General features: G+C 65.7%; 20 protein-coding genes. 6 read left to right on the top strand and 14 right to left on the bottom strand.

What is annotated here, in order from left to right; translation table 11 throughout:
* Nucleotides 1-646 precede the first annotated feature (646 nt).
* Both ACFQZZ_RS31810 and ACFQZZ_RS31805 read right to left on the bottom strand, forming a co-directional pair.
* Entirely contained in the window at nucleotides 647-1,234 is a 588-nt protein-coding gene (locus tag ACFQZZ_RS31810) for a hypothetical protein (protein WP_378688127.1), read from the bottom strand.
* A 275-nt stretch (nucleotides 1,235-1,509) separates the two neighbouring features.
* Nucleotides 1,510-2,907 carry an FAD-binding oxidoreductase gene (locus tag ACFQZZ_RS31805; RefSeq protein ID WP_378688125.1) on the bottom strand — a complete coding sequence of 466 codons (1,398 nt, stop codon included), beginning with the start codon at nucleotides 2,905-2,907 and terminating at the stop codon, nucleotides 1,510-1,512.
* A 354-nt stretch (nucleotides 2,908-3,261) separates the two neighbouring features.
* Here ACFQZZ_RS31805 and ACFQZZ_RS31800 point away from each other — a divergent pair, with 354 nt between their 5' ends.
* The 3 genes from ACFQZZ_RS31800 to ACFQZZ_RS31790 all read left to right on the top strand — a co-directional run bounded on the left by ACFQZZ_RS31800 (nucleotide 3,262) and on the right by ACFQZZ_RS31790 (nucleotide 5,594).
* The gene (locus tag ACFQZZ_RS31800) at nucleotides 3,262-3,750 is read left to right on the top strand and encodes a hypothetical protein (protein WP_378688122.1); all 489 of its coding nucleotides are present in this window, start codon (nucleotides 3,262-3,264) and stop codon (nucleotides 3,748-3,750) included.
* 269 nt (nucleotides 3,751-4,019) lie between these two features.
* The gene (locus ACFQZZ_RS31795; protein ID WP_378688119.1) at nucleotides 4,020-4,838 is read left to right on the top strand and encodes a class I SAM-dependent methyltransferase; all 819 of its coding nucleotides are present in this window, start codon (nucleotides 4,020-4,022) and stop codon (nucleotides 4,836-4,838) included.
* A gap of 363 nt (nucleotides 4,839-5,201) precedes the next feature.
* A complete protein-coding gene (locus ACFQZZ_RS31790) occupies nucleotides 5,202-5,594 on the top strand; it encodes a hypothetical protein (protein WP_378688117.1) in 393 nt (130 codons plus the stop codon).
* A gap of 112 nt (nucleotides 5,595-5,706) precedes the next feature.
* Here the strand turns inward: ACFQZZ_RS31790 and ACFQZZ_RS31785 are convergent, their stop codons facing one another.
* The 6 genes from ACFQZZ_RS31785 to ACFQZZ_RS31760 form a co-directional block, all read right to left on the bottom strand.
* Nucleotides 5,707-6,369 carry a DUF305 domain-containing protein gene (locus ACFQZZ_RS31785; RefSeq protein WP_378688115.1) on the bottom strand — a complete coding sequence of 221 codons (663 nt, stop codon included), beginning with the start codon at nucleotides 6,367-6,369 and terminating at the stop codon, nucleotides 5,707-5,709.
* Nucleotides 6,366-7,934 carry an LVIVD repeat-containing protein gene (locus ACFQZZ_RS31780; protein ID WP_378688112.1) on the bottom strand — a complete coding sequence of 523 codons (1,569 nt, stop codon included), beginning with the start codon at nucleotides 7,932-7,934 and terminating at the stop codon, nucleotides 6,366-6,368. Before ACFQZZ_RS31780 ends, ACFQZZ_RS31785 begins: the two co-directional genes overlap by 4 nt.
* Before the next feature lie 113 nt (nucleotides 7,935-8,047).
* Nucleotides 8,048-9,370, bottom strand: coding sequence for a glycoside hydrolase family 1 protein (locus tag ACFQZZ_RS31775; RefSeq protein ID WP_378688109.1), 1,323 nt, complete (start codon nucleotides 9,368-9,370; stop codon nucleotides 8,048-8,050).
* 76 nt (nucleotides 9,371-9,446) lie between these two features.
* Nucleotides 9,447-10,652: a helix-turn-helix domain-containing protein gene (locus ACFQZZ_RS31770; RefSeq protein ID WP_378688106.1), complete on the bottom strand. Its 1,206-nt coding sequence runs from the start codon at nucleotides 10,650-10,652 to the stop codon at nucleotides 9,447-9,449.
* A gap of 205 nt (nucleotides 10,653-10,857) precedes the next feature.
* Complete coding sequence (locus ACFQZZ_RS31765) at nucleotides 10,858-11,883, bottom strand: phosphotransferase family protein (protein ID WP_378688104.1); 1,026 nt, start codon at nucleotides 11,881-11,883, stop codon at nucleotides 10,858-10,860.
* Between the two features lie 2 nt (nucleotides 11,884-11,885).
* Entirely contained in the window at nucleotides 11,886-13,001 is a 1,116-nt protein-coding gene (locus tag ACFQZZ_RS31760) for a hypothetical protein (protein WP_378688102.1), read from the bottom strand.
* Between the two features lie 128 nt (nucleotides 13,002-13,129).
* On the opposite strand from ACFQZZ_RS31760, the gene ACFQZZ_RS31755 reads away from it, so the two are divergent.
* Nucleotides 13,130-13,732 carry a TetR/AcrR family transcriptional regulator gene (locus ACFQZZ_RS31755; protein ID WP_378688099.1) on the top strand — a complete coding sequence of 201 codons (603 nt, stop codon included), beginning with the start codon at nucleotides 13,130-13,132 and terminating at the stop codon, nucleotides 13,730-13,732.
* 8 nt (nucleotides 13,733-13,740) lie between these two features.
* Here ACFQZZ_RS31755 and ACFQZZ_RS31750 read toward each other — a convergent pair whose 3' ends face one another.
* The 5 genes from ACFQZZ_RS31750 to ACFQZZ_RS31730 form a co-directional block, all read right to left on the bottom strand.
* Entirely contained in the window at nucleotides 13,741-15,975 is a 2,235-nt protein-coding gene (locus ACFQZZ_RS31750) for an acyl-CoA dehydrogenase (RefSeq protein ID WP_378688097.1), read from the bottom strand.
* Nucleotides 15,976-16,025: 50 nt separating this feature from the next.
* Nucleotides 16,026-16,970 (bottom strand): SDR family NAD(P)-dependent oxidoreductase, encoded by a 945-nt coding sequence (locus tag ACFQZZ_RS31745; protein WP_378688095.1) that lies wholly within the window; start codon nucleotides 16,968-16,970, stop codon nucleotides 16,026-16,028.
* The gene (locus ACFQZZ_RS31740) at nucleotides 16,967-17,779 is read right to left on the bottom strand and encodes an enoyl-CoA hydratase/isomerase family protein (protein ID WP_378688092.1); all 813 of its coding nucleotides are present in this window, start codon (nucleotides 17,777-17,779) and stop codon (nucleotides 16,967-16,969) included. Before ACFQZZ_RS31740 ends, ACFQZZ_RS31745 begins: the two co-directional genes overlap by 4 nt.
* Complete coding sequence (locus tag ACFQZZ_RS31735; protein ID WP_378688089.1) at nucleotides 17,776-18,789, bottom strand: TIGR03617 family F420-dependent LLM class oxidoreductase; 1,014 nt, start codon at nucleotides 18,787-18,789, stop codon at nucleotides 17,776-17,778. Before ACFQZZ_RS31735 ends, ACFQZZ_RS31740 begins: the two co-directional genes overlap by 4 nt.
* 134 nt (nucleotides 18,790-18,923) lie before the next feature.
* On the bottom strand, nucleotides 18,924-19,532 hold the full coding sequence (locus tag ACFQZZ_RS31730; protein ID WP_378688087.1) for a TetR/AcrR family transcriptional regulator: 609 nt from the start codon (nucleotides 19,530-19,532) through the stop codon (nucleotides 18,924-18,926).
* A 170-nt stretch (nucleotides 19,533-19,702) separates the two neighbouring features.
* Here ACFQZZ_RS31730 and ACFQZZ_RS31725 point away from each other — a divergent pair, with 170 nt between their 5' ends.
* The gene (locus ACFQZZ_RS31725; RefSeq protein ID WP_378688085.1) at nucleotides 19,703-20,713 is read left to right on the top strand and encodes a hypothetical protein; all 1,011 of its coding nucleotides are present in this window, start codon (nucleotides 19,703-19,705) and stop codon (nucleotides 20,711-20,713) included.
* Nucleotides 20,714-20,733: 20 nt separating this feature from the next.
* Nucleotides 20,734-23,118, top strand: a complete 2,385-nt coding sequence (locus ACFQZZ_RS31720) for a glycoside hydrolase family 3 C-terminal domain-containing protein (protein ID WP_378688082.1) — start codon at nucleotides 20,734-20,736, stop codon at nucleotides 23,116-23,118.
* Between the two features lie 208 nt (nucleotides 23,119-23,326).
* On the opposite strand, the gene ACFQZZ_RS31715 is transcribed toward ACFQZZ_RS31720, so the two are convergent.
* Nucleotides 23,327-24,271: a hypothetical protein gene (locus tag ACFQZZ_RS31715; protein WP_378688079.1), complete on the bottom strand. Its 945-nt coding sequence runs from the start codon at nucleotides 24,269-24,271 to the stop codon at nucleotides 23,327-23,329.
* Nucleotides 24,272-24,817: the final 546 nt, after the last annotated feature.

The raw sequence follows: 24,817 nt of genomic DNA, 5'->3' as shown, positions 1-24,817 counted from the left end.
GCCGAGGACGATCCTGGTACTCACTCTGTTGCCAACGGTGTACTGCCGATCACGTCCCCAAGCAGGCGGTAAGCGCGCCGGAACGGCTTGATTCGAGATGACTCTCCTGGCTCTTACCGTGGCGGCGCCAGGCTCCAGCGTCCTTCGCTACACGGGTGTTGATAATCGTTCGTTTTACCGGTACCCCTCCGGAACGGAATCGCTAGCACGGCCGCGCCGATGCGGTGTCGATGAAACGTGTCGAAAATGGTTGGTGTTCAACAAGTCCTGTTGGTTTCTCCTACACTCCGCGCCATGACCGAGACCCGCGCCCTCAGGGCCGTTCTCCCTCACCCCCGTTTAGTCCCGAAGGGGCAGCAGACGTCGGCGACGAGAAACCGAAGTTCGGACCGCGCAGGAGGGTCAGCTGTAGCGCCACTCGAGCGGCCACGCGGTGTGACCCCGCTGTTCTGGGAGCACGTGCTGTCCTACGGCGAAGTCAAGCTGAACATCACCAGCCGCCTCACCCTCAGCGGCTGAGGCTATCGGCTGGCGCGGGGTCGGGAGGCAGGCATCGGCATATGGTCCAGTGATGGCCCGCTGGTTCCGCCCACTACTGAGCGTTGGACCGTGTGTCCGTCAAACCCTCGGTGAACGAAAACCGGGTTCAGTCCCACGGCGGGGTGTACGGGCAGTACAGCTTCCCCTTGTAGACAACGAGACTGGGCGAGCTCGTGGACGCGGCCCCGTAGATATATCTCCGCGCGCTCCACGTCGCGTTGCCCTTGTCGAGCGTCAAGTAGTAGAGCGAATTCTCAGGTCCTCGATACACGCAGTAGAGCAGGTCGCCGAATACGGCCAAGGCGGGACCGGATTCGCTCGGGGCGGTGTTCGGGATCTGTACGGGATTCGACCAGCTGCTGGTGTTGTCGCTGTGGGTCATCCACCATAGGGCATTCTGTTCGTCCGACTTGTCGCGATAGACGAGGTGGATCTTGTCGTTGAAGTAGGCGACCGCGGGCGCCATGTCGGACTCGACGCCCACTGGGCCCTCGTCCACCCACCCTGTGCCGTCGGATCTGGCGGAGATCCAGTGCAGGTGAGTAGCGTTCTGGTACGCACCAATGATCTGCTGGGTGACCGGGTGCTGAATGATGGCGGGGCGGCCTGCGTTCGCACTGCCGGGAACATACGCAACAGTGGTGTAGCCGCCAGTGCCGGTGAATGCTATCTCACCGGTGTCGACACAGCCCACCGACAGGAACCGGGTCGCGCTCTGCAGCCCTGTCGGTGGCGTCGTACCGAGCGTTTGATGCGGATTGCTGAGGGTTGTCTAGAGCGTTTGGGTGCAGCGCGTCCGGCGGAGTCAGGTCGGTCATGATGGCGTGGTCGGCTGTGGGTGATGGGGAGGTGGTGCGGTAGAAGGTGGGTGGCGTGGTCGGCAAGGGGCCGGAGGCCGGCGATGACGTGCCGGAACCCTCCGGGCCGCCGACGGCCACCCGGGGTTGGGGAGCAGCGGCGAACTGTCGATCAGTGTGACGCGGGCGGGATGCTCTGCTCGTACTGGAAGACGTTGTGGGGGTCGTACTTCGCCTTGATCCTGCGCAGCCGCTCGAAGCGCTGGCTCCCCCAGTAGGCGGTCTGCCACCCTTGCATTCCGACGTTCGGCACGTTGACGTAGGCGCCGTCCGCGTAGGGCCGCAGCGCCTGGCTGAACTCAGCAGTCCAGGCCTGGGCCTGCGAGGTCAGCGGGTCGCCGACGCCTGGTTGTGTTGAACGAGTCCCCCAGGCTGCGCCGATCTCGCCGTAGAAAAGCGCGTCGCGATGCGCGAACGCCGTGCCGCCGGAGGGCTCCCGCTCGATCGCCCCACCGAAGGCATCGACGAAGTAGTTGCTCTCCTCTGTGGGAGCGTTTCGCATGAAGTCGCCGATGATGTCGATCGCCTCCTTCGGGAACCGCTCTTTGACGAACTCCGAGAAGAACTTCCAGTTCGCGGGCTCCTGCGCGAGCGGGACCTGGGCTCCCGCAAAGATATCGCCCCAGTTACCGACCTGCACCGTGACATCGGGCCTGCCGACCGACAGGATCGGAGCCAGCATCTCTCTGGCCTGTGCCGCTGCCCCGTCCACAAGCCACGCGGACAGCAGGATCTGGGACTTGTGGATCTCGAGCTCGGATCCCAGACGGCTGTCGGCGGACGGTACCGTACGCTGCCACGCCTCGAAGACCCCGTAGAGGTCCCCAAGTCCATCCCATGTCGCCTGCACATAGGCGAGATGCTCGAGCGGATACACCTTATAGGTGAGTTGTGTGACGATTCCGAAGTTGCCGTTTCCCGCCCCACGGAGCGCCCAGAGCAGGTCCGAGTGATGCTGCAAGTCCGCGTTGATCACCTTGGCGCAGTCGTGACCCGACGGGACGACGACCTCGGCCGCCATCAGACTGTCGCAGGCCATGCCGAGCCAGCGGTTGAGAGGCCCGAGGCCACCGCCAAGCGTCGCACCACACAAGCTCACGCTGCCCTCGCTCCCGGTTGTGACCGCAAAGTTCTGCTTCGCGAGCGTCGTCACCGCTTCCAGTTGGTTCAGCCCGGCACCGACCGTCGCGATACGAGCGCCAGGGTCGATCTGTACCGACTTCAGCTGGCTGACGTCGATTACGATGCCGTTGTCGACGTTCGACCAGCCTTCGAGGGCGTGGCGGCCGCTCCGCACCCGCAGCGCGATGTTGTGCTGCCGCGCCCACGTCAGGGCGTTCACCACGTCCTGGGTTTCCTGCGCGAAGGCGATGACCAGCGGATAGTGAGAAAAGAGCTGGTCCCAGCCGAGTCGCGCATCCGTGTACGACGCGTCACCGGGGCGGACGATGTGGCCGGTCAGCGTCGCGGGCGGGCATCCCGGGCTTTTACTCGGGTGGTCCGCGGCCACAATTCCCCGGGCGCTTGCACCCGCAATATCCGGCGTGTCTGCGGCCGTAAGGCCCGAGACAACAACTGCTCCGACGCCCGCGGCCGCCGACGTCCTGAGCAGGTCACGGCGAGAAAGATCGCTCAAGGTCCAGATCCTCTCAATCGGACTACGCCAGTACCCGGCTGCCAAGGGAACCCTTACCCGCCAGCCGCCAGGCAATCCTTTGTGGTCGACCCCCGCACGGTAACGGGGTGACGTGGCGGTGTGTCCCGACACGCCAATCGAGGACGATGACGACACCCAAACGAGGTTTCCGGCGGTGTCGGCCAGCTCCGTAAAACCGGCGGACTCGTCGATTCCGAACGCGCCGGAGTGAACGTGGTCCACCACCCCAAACGCGAGGCCCGTCGGCGCTGTGCGTCGTGCTGGACCCCAACAGCTGCCGACTACGCCCGGCGACGACTCACCCGCACCACCGCCGCCGGGGACCAGCGCAGCCGGGTTACACCTGGCGTGGCCTGCGCCACGCCTTCTTCTGTCGGCGGCGTTACCTTGGGAATGTCGAGATGCTCAGCCTTGATTGCCCGAGAAAGGCACTACCACGTATCAGACAAGCCGGGCAGCAACACGGTGCACAGCAACCTACCGCTGTTCGAGGACCTCGTGGAGGATCATGTCGCCATGGAGATTACCGGTATCGAGATGGACACATTCGATCCCGACGACAAGCTGCGGCCGTACCGGCGCGTTTTCACCGGCTTGCCAGCAGAATGGTTGGGTTCGATCGAACCGGGTGCTGATCATATTGAGCATGAGGACCTCGGCGACTGTCGATTCTGGCACCGCATCGAAAGAGCATGAGCAGAACCCGCTGCACGGCAGCGCGACGCCGGGCCTGCACAGGCCGAAATGGCGGTCGTGTCAGCCGCGCACATCGGCCGCTCCAACACAGCGGCCTTTCCCTGGCACACCACGCTCACCGTTCAGCCGCACTTGTCCCGCACAACAGCCGACTTCGCGACTTGTTGTAAATCGATCAGGTTCGGGAGCGTTGTAAATCGATCAGGTTCAGGAGCGTTGTAAATCAGGTTCAGGAGCGTCCGCCGTCCCGATTATAGAGGGAGCATCAGATGACCGAATCCGGACCCGCTGATCTCAAGGCGCGGCATCGCGCAATGTGGGCACTGGGCGACTACCCGGCCGTCGCCACCGAAGTCATCCCTGGGCTGGGCCGGCGTCTCATCGAGGCCTGCCGCATCGGCCCGGGTCAGCGCGTGCTGGACATTGCGGCCGGAACCGGGAATGCAGCGATCCCCGCCGCGGAGACCGGTGCGGACGTCGTCGCGAGCGACCTCACACCGGAGCTGTTCGACGCGGGCCGGCGTATCGCCGCCGCCCGGGGCGTCGACCTGCAGTGGCAGGAAGCCGACGCCGAGGCATTGCCCTACGCCGATGCCGAGTTCGACGCTGTGATCTCGTGTGTAGGCATCATGTTCGCGCCGTTCCACCGGGCGGCCGCGGACGAACTGGTGCGGGTCACCAAGCCGGGCGGCACGATCGGGCTCATCAACTGGACACCCACCGGATTCATCGGGCAGATGTTCGCCACGATGAAACCGTTCGCTCCGCCGCCCCCGCCCGGTGCGCTGCCGCCCCCGATGTGGGGCGACGAGACACATGTCCGGTCGCTCTTGGGCGATCGCGTCGCTGACCTGGAGCTGCGACGCGAAACCGCGGTCATCGATCGTTTCGCCGACGGCGCCGAGTTCCGCGACTTTTTCAAGGCCTACTACGGACCGACGGTCGCCGTGTACAAAGCTATTGGCGCGGAACCCCACCGGATCGCGCGGTTGGACCAGGAACTTGCGGATCTCGCTTCCCAACACGACCTGGGCGACGGGCGGATGGAGTGGGAGTACCTCTTGGTCACCGCACGCCGATCGGCCTGAACTGGTCATATATGGCGTTGCTCGGACAGCCGGAACGGCATAGTGGCCGATGCGAGAGCCGGCGCACAGCGGCTACCTATGAGCAGGCATAGCAGCGGGCTCGACGACCGAAATCAGCCGAACCGACGTGACGTTCGCAGGTGCGGAAGCCGGTTGAAGGGCGTAGGCCGCTCGCGCGCCAGTGAGTTTCAGATTGATCGGCAGGCGCCGGGATCGCGCCGGTAGTCCGGCCGATGAGACAGATCGCCCCGCACACCGGGAAGCGTGACGGCGTCGAGGACGGACGAAGTCGGCGTGGCGAAGTCGGCGTTTCGCGAGGACACTGAGGACGTAGCGCCCAACTCGTCCCCAGGAGCACATGCGATGCCAATCAACGGGCCTTTCGGCATCGATCCGGAAGATTTCGAACGCGCACTACGTGGGGCGGGAACCGAGCTCCGCGACCTGCTCGGGAAAGCCGGCGTATACCTGGATCGCGTAGATCATGCGAGCATCAGTTCACTGGCGTCGCTGCTCGGTCAGTTCGTCCAACCGGAACGGCCACATCCACCGAAATCCGAGGGCGAGACCACTGGTGAGACCGGCAGCGGGGTGTGGGCGATCTACAGCATCGATGACACCGGCGAGGCCAGGGTTGACCAGGTCTTTCCGAGCGAGCTCGAGGCCTTACGCGCGCATCGCGACAACACCGATGATCGCCGTCGGGTGCGATTTCTGCCCTATGGGGTTCCGGCCAGCGTGTTGGATGTGCCCTGACGGCGCTGACTCGCTCCACGAGTAGCAGGCGGAGACAGATCGGCCAGCATCGCTTTCACGTGCACGTACCGCCGCCGTGGAAGTCGCACTCACTCACCGATCCGGTCCCTACCTACTCGGTGGTCTGCGTGCTGCGCTGAGTGAGCAGTAGCCCGATCAGGCCGGCTTCCTGACTTTGTGTGCTGATCATGTCCCGGGCGATCTGTTCGACGGGGCCACCGTCGAGCTGTTCGTCGGCTGCCTGAGCCATGGCGATACCGCCGTAGTGGTGGCGTTGCATCAACTTTAGGAACAGGGTGTCCGCATCTCGGCCGGTTGCCGCGGACAATGCGTCGAGTTCGGCTCGGGAGGCCATTCCCGGCATGGTGGCGGTAGCGGATGCCGTGGTGGTCGAGACCGCCTGGTGGTGGCTGGACTGCGCCCGATGATCGGTATCGTGCATCCAGGCCATCGGGTGTGGGTTGGTGGAGGTGGTACCAGCCAGGCGAAGCCAGCCCAGCATCATGCCGATCTCGAGACGCTGACTGTCGGCGATCTGTTGCGCGAGCCTCAGCACGGTCGGATCGTCAGCCTGCCGCAGGCGTTGCACCATGACAAGCGCTTGCTGGTGATGGGCGGTCATATCCTGTGCGAACCCGATCTCAGTCGCGGTGAGAATCACTGTGGGAGAAGGGGTATCAGGGATCACGAGTGGGCGGATCGCCGCGCCGAGCACCAGCAGGAGCAGTGCGAGCGAACCGACTACGGCCGCCGTGACCCAGCTGCGTCGTTTCATGCCCCTCCCGTCGAGCGCTGGTCGGCAGGCGGGGTATACACATCGGGCGCGAGTTGCAGCGTCGAGAAACCGTTGTCGGCGCACGCTGCCCAGAGCTGAGTGCCGTGCCATTCGGGTGCGGAGAAGCACCAGTCGGTGGACATGTCGCCGAACGCCAGATCGCCGGTGCGGGAACTCATTGCGGTGGCCGGATCGAAGATGCCGTCATTGAGTGCCTGCATCACCGATGGTCCGCTCAGCAGAGGAGCGCCGACGATCGAGGCGAGTGCGTGCGGCGAATTCCACAGTTCGATGTTGTGGCCGGTCTTTGCAGGCGGATTGTAGTAGGCGATCTCTCGGACATGGAATGGATCGCGAACGTCGAAAACCCTTATCCCAGAAGAGATCCAGCCGCACGCAAGTGCTGTCGGATTCGAGGGACGATCGGCGGCGCAGTAGTGCGCGTCATAGGCGAATATCGAGCCGCCCATGCTGGAGGCGATGGCGTTGTCCCGATGTTCGGACAGGTTTATCTCGAGCTTTATCGAGTTCACCACCCGAGGGTGGGTGTCGTCGACGATATCGATGAGTTTGACCCCACCGGAGCCTGCTTCGTCGGCAACGAAAAGATAAGGCCTGCCCCCGTATTCGACGGGGATCGCCTGCTGGGTTGCCCAGCCGTCGGTCCATGTCATCTCGGCGACGACCGGAACCTGCGGATCCGGATCGCGCCGCTGTACGGCGCTGGTGTCGAGAATGGTCAGTCCGCCCATATTGTTCGCCAGGTACAGGCGGTTGCCATCGGCACGCAATCCCATACCGTGCATCGATGTACCGGGCATGCCCTGCCAGATGACGCGCGGGGTGGCCGGGTCGGTCAGGTCGACGGCGCTGACGATGCCGGGCAGGACACCCGAGGCCCAGTACGTGTTGCCGTCCGGGGAGAACCCGCCCTCGTGGGCTGTGATCGGGACGGGCAACGTCAGGTCAGTACCAGGCCCTGGGTTGAGCAAGCGCGGGTGCGCGCAATCGGAGACGTCGTACACCGAGATCAGGCCGGCACCGGTGAATGCGGGAGCTCCGGTGCCCACCAATAGTTTTCGGACCGGGTTGACCTTGAGGCTCTCCCAGGTCCCGGCCAACATCGCGGGTTCGGTCAGCGTTGCCGTCAACACCGGATTGGTCGGGTCCGAAACATCGATCACCTGCACTCCGGTCGAGGGGCCGAGTAGATCACCGGGGAAGAAGCTGCCCAGGTAGACGCAGTGATCGAAACTCGTTGAGGTGATACCGCCGCCACGTCCCGCGTACCCGCCCACGCGAGTGATGTTGCAGCGATACCCCTGAGTGCTGCGACCGCTATCGCGGTCGGCTGCCGAAACATCGCCTTGCAGGCCGGGCTCGGGCATAGCGTCGCCACGACAGTCAGCGCGTCCGGCGGAAGTATTCGCGATGTCGTGCAGTTCCTGTATGGAACCGGTACTGCCTTCGGGTGGTTGCGCCACGCCGGTGGCCACCGGGAGCAGCGTCGCAGCCGCGATCAGGGCAATGAACCGCCGGACGCGGTGAACGGGGAGTGATCTCATATTCCGCCCTCGCCTATGAGGGCACCTTCCTACTGAGTTCTTCGACAAGATCGAGGGCAGGACAGCCGGAGCACCCGATGGCGAGATCGCCCCGAACCGGCACATGCCAGGTATCAGCGTGGAAATGTCACCGGCTCGGTGCAGCTCGACGGCGGGTCCACGATCGAGCACACGACGGGTGGGCGGGTGGGAAGGTAGCCACTCGGCACACCGTTGGCGGTGACGATGTCGCGGTAGACCGGTACGGCATCGGTGGGACGGCGGGTCAGGGTGGGGTCGGTCTTCACATCGACCGTGTAGAGACCGAAACGCGGTGTGTAGCTGCCCCATTCGTAGTTGTCGGTGAGGCTCCAGTAGTTGTAGCCGATCAGGTTCATGCCGTCGGCCTTGGCGCGCTGCAACCAGTAGACGGTGTCGCGCAGAACCTCGGCGCGGGTCCAGCCGTCGGCGCGCGGGTTCGCGTTCTCCGTCGGCATTCCGTTCTCGATGATGTAGAGGGGACGCCCAGGGAACTTCCGGGCATAGAAACGCAGTGCGTAGTAGATGCCCTCCGGAGTGATCTGGGATTTCCAGGGCTCATTCTGCAGCGCACTCACGATGCTCCCCGCGGTCGCGGGTGTCGCACCGTAGTAGTAATCGATACCGATGAAGTCCAGCTTCGGTCCGATCCGGTCTTCGATAACGGTATCGAGCGGTGCCTCGGCACCGGCGAAGTAGGCGACGTTGCTGGTCACCATCGCGTCGGGTCGGCGGGCGTGGATGTAGTCATAGATGGTGTTGTGCGCGGCCACCAATCGGTCCACCATCGCGGGCATCGCTGCCGGGCTCAGTCCGGAGGCGCGCATCTCCTGCAACGGGTAGAAGACGGGCTCGTTGAGAGTCACCCACAGCGGGTTGTCATCGGCATACCGGTCGACGACAACACGCGCGTTGGCAAGCCAGTCATCGAGCATCTGCGGTGCGCTCCAACCACCCCGATCCACCTCCCACCCTGGATAGACCCAGTGGTCGAGGGTGAGCATCGGGCGCATGCCCGCGGCGCGGATCTCGGCGACGACATTGTCGTAGAAGCTGAGAGCATCGTTATCCCAGGTACCGGGTTGCGGCTGGATGCGCGCCCATTCGATGCTGAGCCGGTAGACCTGCACGCCAAGGCTTTTGGCGAGCGCGATGTCCTCACGGTAGCGATGGTAGAAGTCGACCGAATCGCCGTACGACTCGACGGCGCCGCCTGCCGCGTACCGACTCCAGTTGCTATCCGGGGCATGGCCCTCGTTCTGAAATCCTGCCGACGCCACGCCCCACAGGAAGTCCGACCCCAGCGGCGCCAACCCCTCCCCTGGCGTCGCGCCCGCGACAGTGCCGGACAAGGTCACCGCTGACAACACCGCGATTGCCGCGGACAGGACCGCTCGCTGAATGGGCCGTCTGATCATGAGGCCGTACGTTACGGAGCATTTCGGCCATTCGGCCCGAACAGCAGACCTTTGCAGACCTGCCCGGCAACACCGGTCATCGGTGCACGAGCGCGCCGATCGCATCGTTGGCTTCGCGGATCGCGGGAACCGAGGCGAACCGGGTGGATTCATGACGAAAGTCGCGTAACCGTGAACCAACTCGACCCCCCACCCATGGCTCGACCTGTGGCACCGACGCGGTGATCAGCCCCGCAGCCTGTTCGGGCTCATCGAGCAGGAGTTGAACCCTGGCCATGGTGACCATCTGCAGCACCTGCTCACGCCCTGACGTCGACGCGCGCAACGAGCGGCCGACATGGTCCTGTGCCCGATCCAGCACCTGTGGGCGACCGCAGTCGAGGCCTCGGTAGCCCGCACCGACGACCCGGTGCAGGTCGGCCGGTCCTGGCACCCGGCGGCGCGGGCCGATCAGAGATGCCAGCTCCGCGGCGCGCAGACTGCGACCGGCAGGGGTGCCGGTCGCGTGGATCGGATCCGGTTCTTGTCGGCAGTCCTCGGCGAAGGCGGTCAGCCGACGGAATTCCTTCTCCTCACCCAATATCAGTTGCGCCCACGCCTCCCTGGTGGCCAGTGCCGCGCGCAACGCAGGACCCAGCGAGTGCCTGGCCGCGTATTGCGCGAACCGGGTCAGTTCCAGGGCCTCTGCCGCACGGTTGCGGTCCAGGTACTGGTAGGCGAGCGAGGCCAGGACGGCGGCCGCCAATGCGTCGTCGCCAGCGGCGTGCGCCCAGCGCGCGGCGAGGATCCCGTAGTGGTGTGCGGCGGCGATGTCCTCGACGTCCCACGCCATCGTTGCGGCGATATCGGCCAGTTCGGCAGCGGCGAGGTGAACCCGCGCCGACGCGGTGTCCAGGCGACCTCGATGGCGAGCCAACCACGCCGTGACGACTTCGCGGGCAGTGGTCGCGTCGTCCCATTGGTGCGCGCGGGCCCACCGGATGAGCGCCTCCGCGCCGTCAGGAGCAGGCGAATCGTCCGCGGAATGGACGAACACCGCCTGTAGCAGGGGCGCGAGCTCATCGAGCACGCTCGCCGCGGTGGTCGCGCCGATACGCACACCGAGAGCGGTTTGGTAGGCGGCGACGTGCTCTTCGCGAACGGTGCGGACCCCGGTTTCGAGCTGACCGAGATACGGCTTGGAATAACAGGTGCGTGCCGCCATCCCGGCCAGGGTGACTCCGGCCGCGCGCCGAGCGGCGCGCAGCACCGCGCCGACGTCGCCACTCGGATCGGATTGCACCGATGGATCATACCGAGCGGGTTGCTTCCCGGTGTCTACCCGTGGGGTCGCCATCAGGGCAGTCCGAGCATGTGGTGCGCGATTCCGGCCTCTGCTGTGTGCTTCTTCATGGGCCTTCCTACCCCCTGGTCACCACACGAGAGACGGGGGTCCGCCCCGGGCCGGTCCCGGGGCGGAGTCTTGCCACGAATAGTCGGTCCGCGGATCAGGACAGCAGCTGCTCGATTCGGGTGGTGCAGAAGCCGGTGATGTTCATTTCCGGCGGTAGCTGTATGCGATTGGCCATGCGCAGCAGGGGAACCGACAGCAGCACGGCGGCCAGGATCTCGTTGTAGCGGAGATTGCGGACCGGCATCCCGGCGCGCTTCTCGTAGTAGGCGATGGTCTCCTCACGGGTCGGTGTGCCGGGTAGCGGCGCACGTCCCTCGAATTCGCTGCTTGCCCAGTCCAGGAACAGCAGCCAGGCCAGATCGGCCTCGTGATCGCCGAGGTAGGCGATCTCCCAGTCCAATACGCCGCTGACCCGGAAGTCCTTGTCGTAGAGAATGTTCGACATGCGGGCGTCACCCCAGCAGAGTGTGATGTGTTCGGGCTCGTAGCGGTTGGCCCGCAGATAGGCGATGGCCCGCCGATAGGTCTCGGGCTGATTGCCCGTAGCGGCCCAGCCCAGTGCCGAGTCCAGGTAATTCACGATCTGTTCGACCGGGCTGCTGCCGTGCTGTGGCAGCGCAAGAAAGTCCAGCCGCAGTGCCCGCCAATCCAACAGGTGAATATCGGCGATGGTGTCGACGCACCCCCACCACATGCGTTCGCGCTGCTCGGGCGTGGCCTCGAAGTAGTTTCCCGCCACATGATATGAGGGATAGTCGCTGGGCGCTTCGCCCGTGAGCCGGTTCATCACGAAGTACGGGCCGCCGAGATCGTCGCCTTCCCGGTCCAGCCAGATCGGCGTAGCGACGGGGATATCGGTGTCGGCCAGCCGCCGCATGACCAGCACCTGCCGCAGCAGATCGTAGTCGGGAAACAGCGCCATCTCCGGTGGACGCCGGAAAACCAGTGGCAGCGACCTGCTTTCGTCTACGAGCTCGAAAGTGTATGTCTCAGTGGCGAATCCACGATCGGTGCGATGGAAATTGCGGACCTGGGCACCGCCGGACAGCGGGAGGTTCCGGTGCACAGCAGGCTCCAGCGCCGCCGCCAGCTGCTCTGCAGGCAGTCGAGTAGTGCTCAAGTTCAGTACCCTTCGTACCCGTAGCGCTCGTTGCGCCCCAGGAAGACCATTTCGACCAGGCCGTAGCCGACCTTGCCTTCGGTCTCGATGCGGCAGAAGGTCTCGCTGAGCATGCTGGCCTGCTTCAGGTCCTTGGTGTCGGTGAGGTCGGCGACGAAGCTGTCGCTCCAGTCCTCGCCCTTCCACAGGCCGGAGGCGTAGCCGCGGTAGAAGTCGTATCCCGCAATGCCCGGCCAGAAGTCGGAGACGGGGGTGATGGTGAATTCCCGGGTCTTGCCTGCGGCGTCCACGATGGTGAACGTGCCGCCGCTGACAATGCGGAAGTCGTCGCGGAAGGTCAGGTCGTGCCCGGCGTCGCGCACCGGCTGCGGCTGCGCGTCGGAGCCGAAAGGTGCGAGCACCGTGCCTTCGAAGTGCCAGCGGTGCCCTTCGGGAGTCTCGCGCTGCGCGAAATGCACCAGCTCGTCCTCGAATTGGAAGATTCCCATGTAGTACAGGACACCGTCAGGAATCTCATTGGGTTGCAGGCTGCCGCCGCCCTCATTGATGGCGCCGCCGCCACCGCCGTGCCGGGTGCCCCATGAGTGATCGCGACCGAACCACCATGTTTCGGGATCGATCTCGATGCGCTCGCCCTCGACCTCCAGCCAGCCGGAGATGCGGCCGTTCTGGTAGTAGCGGCGGGCGTCCTCGCGCACGCGGCCGCGGGTGCGGAAGAAGGCGGGCTCCTGCTCGTAAGCCGGGAACTGCGCGTCGAATTCGAGCTGCAGTTCGATGCCGTGCGCATTGTCGGCGAGGGTGGCGCGCACCTTGTGCAGCGGATCGACGATCTCGTAGGTGAACGGGCCGACCTGCCAGGAGCCGAGCCCGTCGTAGCGGCCGTCGATCTGCCGGGACAAGCGCACCACGTGCGCCTTGTCGCCGATGGTGATCATCGCGTAGGCGTCGATGAGATTGCGGTTGGGGTAGCGCGCCATACCGGTCATCACGCTCACGCGGCCGGTGGTGTCGAAGCCGTACATCACTACGCGCTCGGTCCAGCGCAGATCGCTCTGCTGGACGTGGTCGAAGGTGGTGGGCAGCTGGTGGCAGAGCAGTTCGTCCTGTGGCGTCAACATCGGCGAGTACCTCTCGGTGCACGTGGCCGCGGCCACATATTTAGAATACGGGTCATAGCGTATTTGAAACACGTTCTAGATGTAACCTCAATCGCAGAATTTCTTTTCGACCCGATGGGAGAGTTCCGGTGAACGCACCCTCGCGCACCCGTTCCGGTCCGGGTCGCCCGCGCGACCCGCAACTGGATGAGCAGGTGCTCAGCGCCACGCAGGAGCTGCTGGTCAGTGCGGGTTATCAAGCCACAACCATTGCCGCGGTGGCACGCCGGGCGGGCGTGGTGACCACCTCGATCTACCGCCGCTGGCCGAGCAAGCGGGCACTGGTGGAGGACGCCATCTTCGCCCTCGACGAGTTCAACCACCCCGCGCCGAGCGGGGACCTGCGCGCGGATCTGCTGGCCTGGACCCGTCTGTTCCTGGCCGCTTCCGCGCATCCGGCGGCCCGCTCGGCGATACCGGGCCTGCTCTCGGAGTATCACAACGACCACGACAGCTACCGCCGCCTGCTCGATCGCGGCGAGCTGCCCACCCGCGAAGCACTGCGAGAGTTGCTGTCCGTCGCAGCGGCCTCGGGTCAGGCCTCGCCCGACTGTGATGCCGACGCGGTGTTCGAACTACTGCGCGGCGCGACCCTGTTCCGGGCGCTCACGCACGGCGCCGATGATGCCGACGCATTCTGCGAGCAGATCGCCGACGCCCTGCTCGCGGTGGCCGCGACTACGACGCGCTGAACGCGCTGTCATCGGGGCAGTCCCAGTACGCGTCGCGCGATGATGTCGAGCTGAATCTCGATGGTGCCGCCGCCGAACAGGATGGCGGGCAGGCCGAGGAAATCGAAGATGTAGGGCTGGTCGGGGTGGCCGAGGGCGGCGCGCGGACCGAGGATCGACATCAGCGCACGGGAGGCTTCTCGCTGGGCAATAGCGTGCCAGACCTTGCGGACGCTGGTGCGCGCGCTGTTGGTGTCGGCGACGCCGTTGATACGGGCAAGGGCATTGCGCAGATTCAATGCCGCGACCGAGAGTTCGAGGGCGGTATTCCGGCCGAGCACGCGCACCGCGTCGTCGCGGGAGCCCGCGTGGTCACCGGAGTCGAGCAGACGGCGCACCAGCGCGCTCGAGCCGTGGCCGAAGGTGGCCGATCCCATGGTGAGTCGTTCGTTGGAGAGGGTGGTGACGGCGATTCGCCAGCCGTCGCCGGGGTTGGCGACGACGTCGCGGTCGGGCACGAACACTTCGTCGAGGAATACCTCGTTGAATTCCCAGATACCGGTGGCCTGCCGAAGCGGTCGTACGTCGATGCCTTCGCTGTTCATACGGACCACAAAATAGGTCAGACCGGCGTGTTTCGGCGCGGTAGGGTCGGTGCGGGCCAGGCAGACGGCCCAATCCGCTTCTTGCGCTTGGGAGTTCCATACCTTTTGGCCGGTGAGCAGCCAACCACCTTCCACTTTTCGTGCGGCAGTGGACAATCCAGCCAGATCCGATCCCGCACCGGGTTCTGAGAACAGTTGACACCAGATGATGCGGCCGCACAGGGTGTCGGAGACGAACCGGTCACGCTGCTCGGCACTGCCGTATTCGATCAGGGTCGGCAGCACCCAGCCACCGATCGCCAGTTCGGGCTGGGTGAGATCGCGGCGGGCGAATTCCTCGGCGATTACTGCCTGTTCGGCCGGGCCCGCGCCGAGTCCGTACGGGTGCGCGTAATGCGGTGCGACCAAGCCGTCGGCTGCCAGCCGGGCCCGGCGAGCCGCGCCCCGCGCCGGCGCCCAACCGGCGGAGGGCATTTCGTCATCGAGCATGGCGGCCACCTCGTCAAGGACGGATCCGGCCCTGGCGCGCAGCTCAGGCAGCGATTCCGGTGTGACGAAGGAGAAGTCACGCTCGGCACTGAGCGACCGCTCCCCCAGTTCGCGGGCCCAGTGGTCCTCGCCACCGCCGGCCGCAGCGAGGCTGATCGCCCGTCGCCAGTACAGGTGCGCGTCGTGTTCCCAGGTGAATCCGATGCCGCCGAGCAGGCTGATGCACTCCAACGCCTGGTCGACTCCGGCGGGCAGGGCGGTCACTGCGGTGTGCGCGGCGGCGAGGCGCTGCTGATCGGTGGACTGGGTTTCGGCGCGCGCCGCGTCCCAGGTGACCGCAGCGGTCACTTCGGCGCGGACCAGCATGAGCGCAGCCTTGTGCTGGACGGCCTGGAAGCTACCGATCGGACGGCCGAATTGCTGTCGCATGCGGACGTATTCGACGGCGGTATCCAGGAACCAAGTGCAGACGCCAGTGGCTTCGGCCGCCAGCAGCGCGGTCATCCACAACTCCGCCGTGGCCGTATCGATACCCTCCAGCACCTGTGCCGCGGGCACCGGGTAGGCGCCGAATTCGGCGCGGCCGACCGAACGGGTCAGGTCGACCACTTCGGCCCCGATCACCGGTACCGAGGTGTTCGCCTCGGCGGATGTGAGCCAGAACCACATGGTCACACCGGGATTGCCGTCGATCTCGGCGCGTACTACCAGACGTCGTGCGCCCGGCAATCCGAGTGCCGGATCGGAAAGCCCGGACACCACCCAGCCGTCCGGATGCCGGGTTGCCCGCAGCGCGGACCCGGTAACCACCGTGCCGGTCATGCCGGCACTGAAGTCCTCCAGCAGCCGTTTCGAGCCGGCCTGCGCGAGCATTGTCAGCGCGCTCGCGGTCACGGTGGACAGGTACGGGCCGGGGAACAATGCCGCGCTCAATTGCTCGACGACGACCGCGAGCGTGGCCAGTCCGCACTCGTCGCCCCCATATGCCGCGGACAGGTGCAGATTGTGCAAGCCCTGCTCGCACAGCGCGTCCCAGACTTCGGCGGGCATTTTCCCGACCGCGTAATGATGAAGGTGATCGCGGGTCCGCGACAGTGGGGCGATCTTGCGGGCGAACGCGGCGACGGACTCGGCCAGCGCGCGCTGATCGGCGTCTACAGCAAGGGACATCGAAGGGCTCCTGAAATCTGAATTCGCAAGCACTGGAAGCGCTCTCGTCGTCAATGCGAGGCAGTCAGCCGGGTGGACAGTTCCCACAACGCAACGGCCGTGTCCGGATCGGTGGCGTGGTCGGCCGCCTGGCCGATCGAGCAATCGGTCAGGTACGCGCCCCGATGCGCATCGAGTTCCGTCGCCGTCGCGGCCCACACCGACGTTGCGGCGGCCTGCTCGACCGATTTCGGGTTGGCCAGCCGATCCGGACTGCCGGCACTGAGCCGACGCATCTCAGCGAAGTCGCCGCGAGACATGAAGCGGGCCAACCCCGTCACGCAGACACCCGGGTGCACGGTGTAGGCGGCGACCGGAGCCGCGGCCAGCCGCCGCTGCAATTCGGCGGTCATCAGCACATTCGCCGCCTTCGATTGGGCGTAGGCGACGAACTTGTCGTACGGGCGCTGCCAGCAGTGCGGGTCCTGCAGGTCGATCGGATAGGCACGGTGCGCGTCGGAGGAGAGGGTGATCACCCGCGCCGGACGTCCGGTCCGCACGCCGGTGGCCGCCAGCACCGGGAGCAGTTGGGCGGTGAGTAGGAAGTGTCCGAGATGATTTGTGGCGAACTGCAATTCGAATCCTTTTTCGGTCCGAATGAGTGGCGGGTACATCACCCCGGCGTTATTGATGAGCAGATCGAGACCGGTGCGCCGTAGCGCGAGAATGCCCGCGGCGGCGCGCACGCTGTTCAGATCGGTCAGGTCCAGAGCTATGACGTCCAGGTCAGCGTTCGGGTATAGCTCGCGGATGCGGCAAGCGCGATCGACCGCGGCGTCGAAATCGCGGGCGGCGAGCACGACGGTGGCCCCGGCGGCAGCCAGGGAACGGGCAGTCTCGGCCCCGATCCCGCTGGTCGCCCCGGTCACCAAAGCTGTGCGCCCGGTGAGGTCGACGCCGTCGAGCACCTCGTCGGTAGTCCGCGTTGCTGCGCCAGGATCGGAAGAGATCATCATGTTTCTGGTAGGTCCTTCCATTCGGTCGACAGTCGCGCCGACCAGACCGGTTCGCGATGTTCGAGACGGGCGCGCACGCCTTCGGCGGCGTCGGGGCGGCCCATGACCTGTAGGTGCAGTTCGGTTTCGAGATCGGCGACGCGGGTGGGGTGGTAGCCGCGAATCGCGGTGTCCCACAGCAGTCTTTTGCTCAGCGCGGCGGACATGGGGGCGACATTGACCGCCATGTCTTGCGCCAGTTCGAGCGCGGCCGGGAGTACTTCAGCAGCGGGCAGGCAGCGACTGGCCAGTCCGAGGCGAACCGCCTCGCGGCCGTCGAATGCCCTGCCGGACAACAGAATGTCTGCTGCCACCGCCAGGCCCGCGACCTGGGCCACCGTCCAATGCGCCATGGCATCGGGCAGGACGCCCAGCCGCACCTGCGGGATGGCGTAGCGCGCGTCGGCGGCGACGATACGGATGTCTGCTTGCATGGCCAGCGTCATGCCGATGCCGATGGCATGGCCGTTCACCGCGGCGATCACCGGTTTCCGTAGCGCGAAGGCAGGCGGATCGACCGGGGAGGCGGAGAAGGTGGTGTGATCCGGACTTTCGAAGGTGTCCGCGCCGCCGGACAGGTCCGCTCCTGCGCAGAAGGCCGCAGAGGCCCCGGTCAGTACGAGAACCCGGACCGCGTCGTCGGCGTCGAGGTCGCGGTATGCCTGCCCGAGCGCGCGACCCATCGCGCCGGTGAAGGCATTGCGGCGTTGCGGGCGGTCCAGGGTCAAAACCGCTACACCGCCGTCGATTTCGATGCGCAGGTCGCTCATGAATTGGCCAGCAGCGCGGCGATCAGGTCCATGACGTGTTCGCTGGCGATCTCATATCCGGGGAAATAACAGCAGATCCGGTCGGCGTGGCCACCGAAGCGAGCCACGATCTCGGCGGCGCAGTCTTCGGGGGTGCCATGGACGGCCAGCGTCCGGAGCATCCGGTCGTCGATGAGCGCGGTCATCGCGGTGACCGCGCCCTGCTTGGACAGGACGTTCAATTCCGGTTGCAGATCTCCCCACCCCTCCACGTCGAGGACCGGACGGTAGGCCGGAGTCGATCCGTAGAAGGCAAGCAGTCGACGAGCGCCGCGGGCCGCGGCGTCAAGTTCGGCCGCGGTCCGGCCGGTCGCGACGACCACCTGCGGATATATCGACAGCTCCGCGGCGTCACGACCGGCGCGTTCGAGGCCCTCGTCGATAGCGGGCCGAGTGCGCTCCCGGAAGTGGCGGGCGCTGTTGAACGGCATGACCAGCAGTCCGTCAGCGACTTCGGCGGCCACCCGGGTCATGCTCGGACCGAGCGCACCGAGGCAGATCTTCGGCAGCCCATAGGGATTGGGTCCGGGGTCGAAGGTGGGCGGCATCAGGGTGTGCCGGGTGAATTCCCCCTCGAAGCGCAGTGCCGTGCCGTGTTGCCAGGCACTGAGGATCGCCTTGACCGCCAGCACCACTTCCCGCATCCGCGCTGCCGGCCGCGACCACTCACCGCCGTAACGCTTTTCGATGTGCGGTCGGGTCTGCGAGCCCAGCCCCAGCCGGAACCGGCCACCGCTGAGCAAGTGCAGATCGTAGGACGCATGTGCCAGATGCAGCGGGCTGCGCGGTAGCGCGATGGCGACATTGGTCATCAGGTCGACCGGTTCCGCGCCCGCCGCCAAGGCGAGCGGCAGAAAAGGATCGTGCGCACCCTCGAAGGTGAACAACCCATCGGCACCGCAGGCAACCAATTCGCTCGCCCGAGACGCTATCTCGCCAGGCCGTGCGTCCAGCTGCAGATCGACTTTCATTCGACTTCGGCGAACAGCTGACATGGCTCGAACTCCCAGCTCATAATTACATAGTAGCATGTTACGTTATTGCCAGCCGCCCGAGCTCGCGCCAACTTCGGGTTGCATATCCGGAACGCGACCGGCGGGTTACGTCAACGCGATATCGGACCATTCGGCGACCCGTGGGACGCCATGACATATAGGGCATCCGCCAAATCGCCCACGAACGACCCACTATCCCCGCCGCGCACCAACGCATGGAATGTTGTTGTTCCGGAAAGGATTTCAAAGATCAAACCAGTGTCGGCGCCCGGCGGGATCCGGCCATCGTCCACAGCGCCGCCGAGCAGTTCGGCAAACGCTTTGCGTATCGGAGCGCCGATGGCGAGCAACCGGCGGCGCGCCTCCTCGGTCTGCGAATCGGCGAGCAACCCGGGTACACCGGCCCGTGCGGCGGGGCTTTCGGCGCGGACCAGGAAGATCCGCACCCAGGTGGCCAGATCGGCGCGCAAATCACCGGTCGGCTCGGGCAGGGCGTGACCCCCCGGCCCATGGATGGCTTCTTCGAGCAACGCCTGCCGGGTGGGCCAGCGCCGATAGATCGCCGGAGTGTTCACCCCGGCGCGCTTGGCGATCGCCACCACGGTCGTCTGCGGGTATCCGACCTCGGCGAGCAGATGGCGGGCGGCGACGAGCACCGCGAGGTCCTTATCAGCATCACGCGGCCGCCCGGGACGTGGCTGAGCATCCGAGGTCATCATTACATAGTAACCTGTTACATTATTTCGCCATTGTCCAGGTCACACACTGGCGGTCATGCCCGGTCGAGCTTTTTCGCCAGATTGCGCCGTCGACGGCACCCGTCTGCAACTGTCTGCAGAACGATGTGGACGGCCTCGAATCGGAGGCGACCGCCCTAACGTCTTGGATCGTGAAAGACCGTAGTCAACAATCCACACGGCAGCGCAGCCGTGTCCATGGCGTCGTGGCGGCAATCGCGCTGTCCTGCGCCGCGATCTCCGCCGTGGCGCCGGCCAGCGCCGCTCCCGGCTATCAACCCGCCGGACCGGTCGAAGCCACGTACTACCAGGCGGGTCCGCATCCGGTGGCAATACGGACCGGCACCGACTGCTGCACCTCCACCCGCGATGCCTACGACATCTGGCACCCGGCGAATCTCGGCGCGAACGGGACTCGCTATCCGATCATCACCTGGGGAAACGGCACGAACGCGCACCCTCGCGAATACGACTACCTGCTTTCGCATCTGGTTTCCTGGGGTTTCGTGGTGATCGCCCCGGACATGACCAACACCGGTACCGGTGCTCAAATGCTCGACGCGGTGACCTACCTGACCGAGCAGAACCATGATCCGGCCAGCGTCTTCTACGGGAAGTTGGATACCCGGTCGGCGGGCGCGATGGGCCACTCCCAGGGCGGATTGGGCGCGCTCAACGCCCTCGCCCGTTCGAGGGGCGCGCTCACCACTGCGGTCACCGTCGAGATGCCGATGCAGGCCCTCTGCAAGGCCATGCCGCTCGTGCCCGGACAAGACATCTGCATCGACCCCGCCACGCTGACCTCGGGCTCGGTGCTGCTGGTCAACGCCACCGCCGACCCCGTCTCCCCGTCGAATCAGATAGCGCCACAGCAGCAGATCGGCCCGCAATCCATGCAAGGCTATTACGACGCGATGCCCGCATGGCTACCCAAGGCCAAGGCAGCGTTGGCGGACGCCAACCACAATGACATTCAGGGCCAGCCCGGATGCACGAACTACGGGTGCACCGCCGGTGTCGACGGCTACCTCGGCTACCTCACCGCATGGTTCATGGACCGGCTGCGCGGTGATTCCCACGCGCACAGCGCATTCGTCTCCGGCACCGGCGAAATGCTGCGCAACGCGCACTGGGCCGATCAGGCCAGCAACATCACGAACTGACCGAAGACTAGGACTTTCATATGGACGACCGCATCGAGGAACTGCTGGCAAAGCTCGATCTGCCCGGCAAGCTACGACTGATCTCCGGAGCGAGCTTGTTCCGGCTGGCGGGTGATCCCGCCATCGGGCTCACCGAAATGCCGGTATCGGACGGGCCGTCGGGTGTGCGCGGGGAGAACTGGGACGAACGCGATCCCTCGGTGAGCCTGCCCTCGGGGACCGCCATGGCGGCGACCTGGGATCCGCAGCTGCTCGGCGAGGTCGGCGCGCTGATCGCCGCCGAGGCCCGGCGCAAGAACGTGTACGCGGTGCTGGGACCGACCATCAACCTGCACCGGTCGCCGGTGGGCGGGCGGCACTTCGAATGCTTCTCCGAGGACCCGGTGCTCACCGGCGAGATGGCCGCCGCCTATGTCAGAGCCGTGCAGGAGCACGGGGTCAGCGCGTGCCCGAAACACTTCGTGGCCAACGACTCCGAGACCGACCGCTTCACCGTCGATGTCCGTGTCAGCGGCCGCGCGCTGCGTGAGGTCTACCTGTACCCGTTCGAACGGGCCGTCGAGGCCGGCTCCTGGATGATCATGGACTCCTACAACGGCGTGAACGGCGTCACCATGTCGGAGAACCCGCTGCTGGACGAACCACTCAAGGGCGCATGGGGATTCGATGGCGTGGTGGTGTCCGATTGGGGGGCCGTCCGCAGTACCGAGGGCGCGGCCGGGGGCACCGATCTCTGCATGCCCGGCCCGCCGATGCTGTGGGGTGAGCCGCTGCTGGCGGCGATCCGGTCCGGTGCGGTCCCCGAGTCCGCGATCGACGACAAGGTGCGACGGATCCTGCGATTCGCGGGCCGTGTCGGCGCGCTGGACGAATCACCCCGGCCCACCATGCATTTCACCGACAATCAGGTGCGCGACGTGGTTCGCAACATCACCGCCCAGGCCATGGTGCTGGTGCACAACGACGGCACACTCCCCCTGCGCGAGGACACCTCGGTCGCATTGCTGGGTCCGGCAGCAGCGGAACCGCGCATCATGGGCGGCGGCAGCGCGACGGTGATCCCGGATCACCTCAGCACGCCCCTGGCCGGATTGGCGGCCGTACTCCCGGTGACCCATACACCGGGCTACCGCTTGGTCGAGGGATTGATCCCCGCCCCGCTCGAGCTGATCACCGACCCGGAAACCGAAACGCCGGGAATGAATGTGCGGTACTTCGCAGGCGAGGCCGAGATAGGCACCCGGCACCGCGCGACCGGCACCGTGGTCATGCTTGGTGACGACCTGGCTACCGAGGCGACGCTGATCGAATTGCACGCGCGGGTGCGCGCCGATGTCGCGGGCGACTGGGAGATCGGTTTCGGTGGCACCGGCCCGGTGCGACTGGATATCGACGCAACGGTGGCGCTCGAAGAAGACGTCACCCTGACCGGGGGCGATCCGGCCGCGGCGCTGCTGAACCCACCGCAGCGGTCGGTGACCCGGACCCTCACCGTCGGCCAGGAAGTCGATGTGCGGATCGCCGTCACCGTCCAGGGGGCCATCCCGGGTCTGGGTGTCGTCATGGGCATCACCCTCGGCATCAAGCGCCCGCAACGTCCCGAGGATGAAGAGTTCACGGCCGCAATCGAATTGGCACGCACCGCCGAGGCCGCGGTGGTCGTGGTCGGCACCACCGAGTACATCGAGAGCGAAGGCAGCGACCGCACCTCACTGCGCCTGCCCGGCCGCCAGGACGAACTCGTCGCCGCGGTCGCCGCGGTGAATCCGCGCACCGTCGTGGTGGTCAATTCCGGTGCACCGGTGGAGATGCCGTGGCGCAACGATGTCGCCGCCGTACTGCTGGCCTGGTTCCCCGGCCAGGAGTTCGGCACCGCACTCGCCGAAATCCTCACCGGCGCGGCCGAACCCGGCGGGCGGCTGCCCACCACCTGGCCCAAGACCGTCGCCGAGGTCCCCGTCCTCGACACCACGCCGACGAACGGCGTCCTCGACTACACCGAAGGCATCCATATCGGCTACCGCGCCTGGCTGCGGGCCGGCATCGAACCCGCCTATCCCTTCGGCCATGGACTCGGCTACACCACCTGGTCCTCCAGTGATCTGACGGTCTCCGGCCGCACAGCCACCCTCACCGTCCGCAACACCGGAGCCCGCACCGGGAAGCAGGTATTCCAGGCATACCTGTCCCGACCGGACAGCGCCATCGACCGCCCGGTCCGATGGCTCGTCGGCTTCACTACCGTCACCCTCGAACCCGGACAGTCACGCACCATCGACATTGATGTGCCACAGCGCGCTTTCGAGCACTGGACCGAGCACGGCTGGGAAACCGAGGCCGGAGTCTTCACCATTCATGTCGGAACATCTGTCGCGGATCTTCCCCATACGGCAGAAATAAGCTGACCCACGCGGCAGGCCGTCCGCTCGTCTCCCCGTTGGACGGAGCGAGCGGACGGCCGAAAACCGCATCACCAGCCCGACACCCGCGTAGGACCGAGAGTTTGTGTGCAGCTAGCTCCGCTGCCCGAGTGAGGGCGAAGAGGTACGCGCGGTATGCGGCATGTGCGGACATCCAGATCAGCGACGGCTATCAAACACCCCTGCCAGCGCGTTAGTCGCTACGAGATACCGTGCCCTGAATCTGAGACGTGCTCGTTCCGCCGTAATCCGCATATTTGTAGGTCGCCGAAACCACCCGGCTACTGCCAGCCTCACAATTCGGAGCGCGCAGGTGAGTAAACGCGAACTCGTTGCCTGTACCAGGCTGATACAGCATCACTTCGGTTCCCGGCGGACCCGACCGTAATGGCAGCTCGTCTCGGAACGAGATCGCGGTCGGCGGGGTAGTTTCGACGCTGCCTGTGCCGTTACGCAGTGTGACCACGACCCCGAACACGTTGTCGGGCACATCCTTCGGCGGATACGACTGTGTCGCGCCGCCCGTGTAGACGGTCGTCTGTCCCTCGTCGGTCCAGTCCGACAAGTTCCTGCCGCAATGGGGGTCGGTGACGAGCCGAGCCAGGACACCGGACGGCGTGCCGCTGCCCGCGATCAGCGGCGGAATGGTGACCACCACACCGACGAGAATGGCAACTACCAGCACTGCTCCGCCTCGCATCGAGGCGGCGCGCGTCCGACCGGATCGGTTGCCATACAAGTGCAAGAAGGCTGCCGCGAACGCTGCGGCAAGTGCGAAGCACGCCGCGACGATGCTCGTGTCGAGGTGTCCGGATAACGCCGGCTTGTAATCGGACAAGTACAGCTCGGTTCCCACCCACTGAGCGAACAAACTGGCAACTACCCCACCCGCGATGGTGCCGCCAGGCGCGAACCGGTATGGCATCAGCCCGAAAATGCCAGTGACGACCAGCACCGGGCTAATCACAAACAGGAACGGCCAATAGACCATGAGGTTGGCCGCGAAGCGGCCGCCCGCTTCGAGCTCGAACCGTGGATCCGCTCCCGGCTCCGAGTACAGTCCGAGCCCGATCGCCACCCACGCCACAGCCAGCGCGCCGACGGCAACGACATGCAATATGTACGCGAGAAGGTTCAAGCGATTCCGCGATGTATCACGAGCAAACACGCGGTCACTGTATCGACCAGTTGTGTCCGATCCGGTTACCAAGTGTGGAGAAATCGTGTGGGTCCGGCAGGAGACTCCGAAGTCGCGGAGCCCGAACCCATTCAGAGGGCGTCGCGAGTGCAGCAGGATCGGCGGCAATTCAGGTACGCCCAGCGCGGGCCGAGGGCCTCGCCAATGGTGTTCGCCTCATGTCTTGGGCGGCACAGCGAATGCAGATTGTTCGGGTCGTAGCGCTCGCCACCCATGCCCCTAGCCCTTTGAACATCCTCAACTCGGTGCGGGTTCAGGCGGTCATCGCAACGCTTGGTTGAGTGCTTCTGCTCCGTGGTCTGGATCGAATTCGATCCAGAACCGGCGCACTGTGGGCACACGCGCCCTCCTCCCATGGACACCTACCGCCAAGCGCTTGCCCCACGATACCAACGTCCGATTAGTACCCTCCGCTCGATAATCGGCTACTTAGAGACTTGTGCCACGGCCGACGCCCGGCCAGGCTCGGTCGAGGTGTCCGGCGGG

It is taken from the genome of Nocardia sp. GCM10030253 (assembly GCF_042675075.1).
Lineage (GTDB): Bacteria > Actinomycetota > Actinomycetes > Mycobacteriales > Mycobacteriaceae > Nocardia.
Note: the sequence above shows the minus strand (reverse complement) of the source record. Positions and strands in the feature narration are given on the sequence as shown.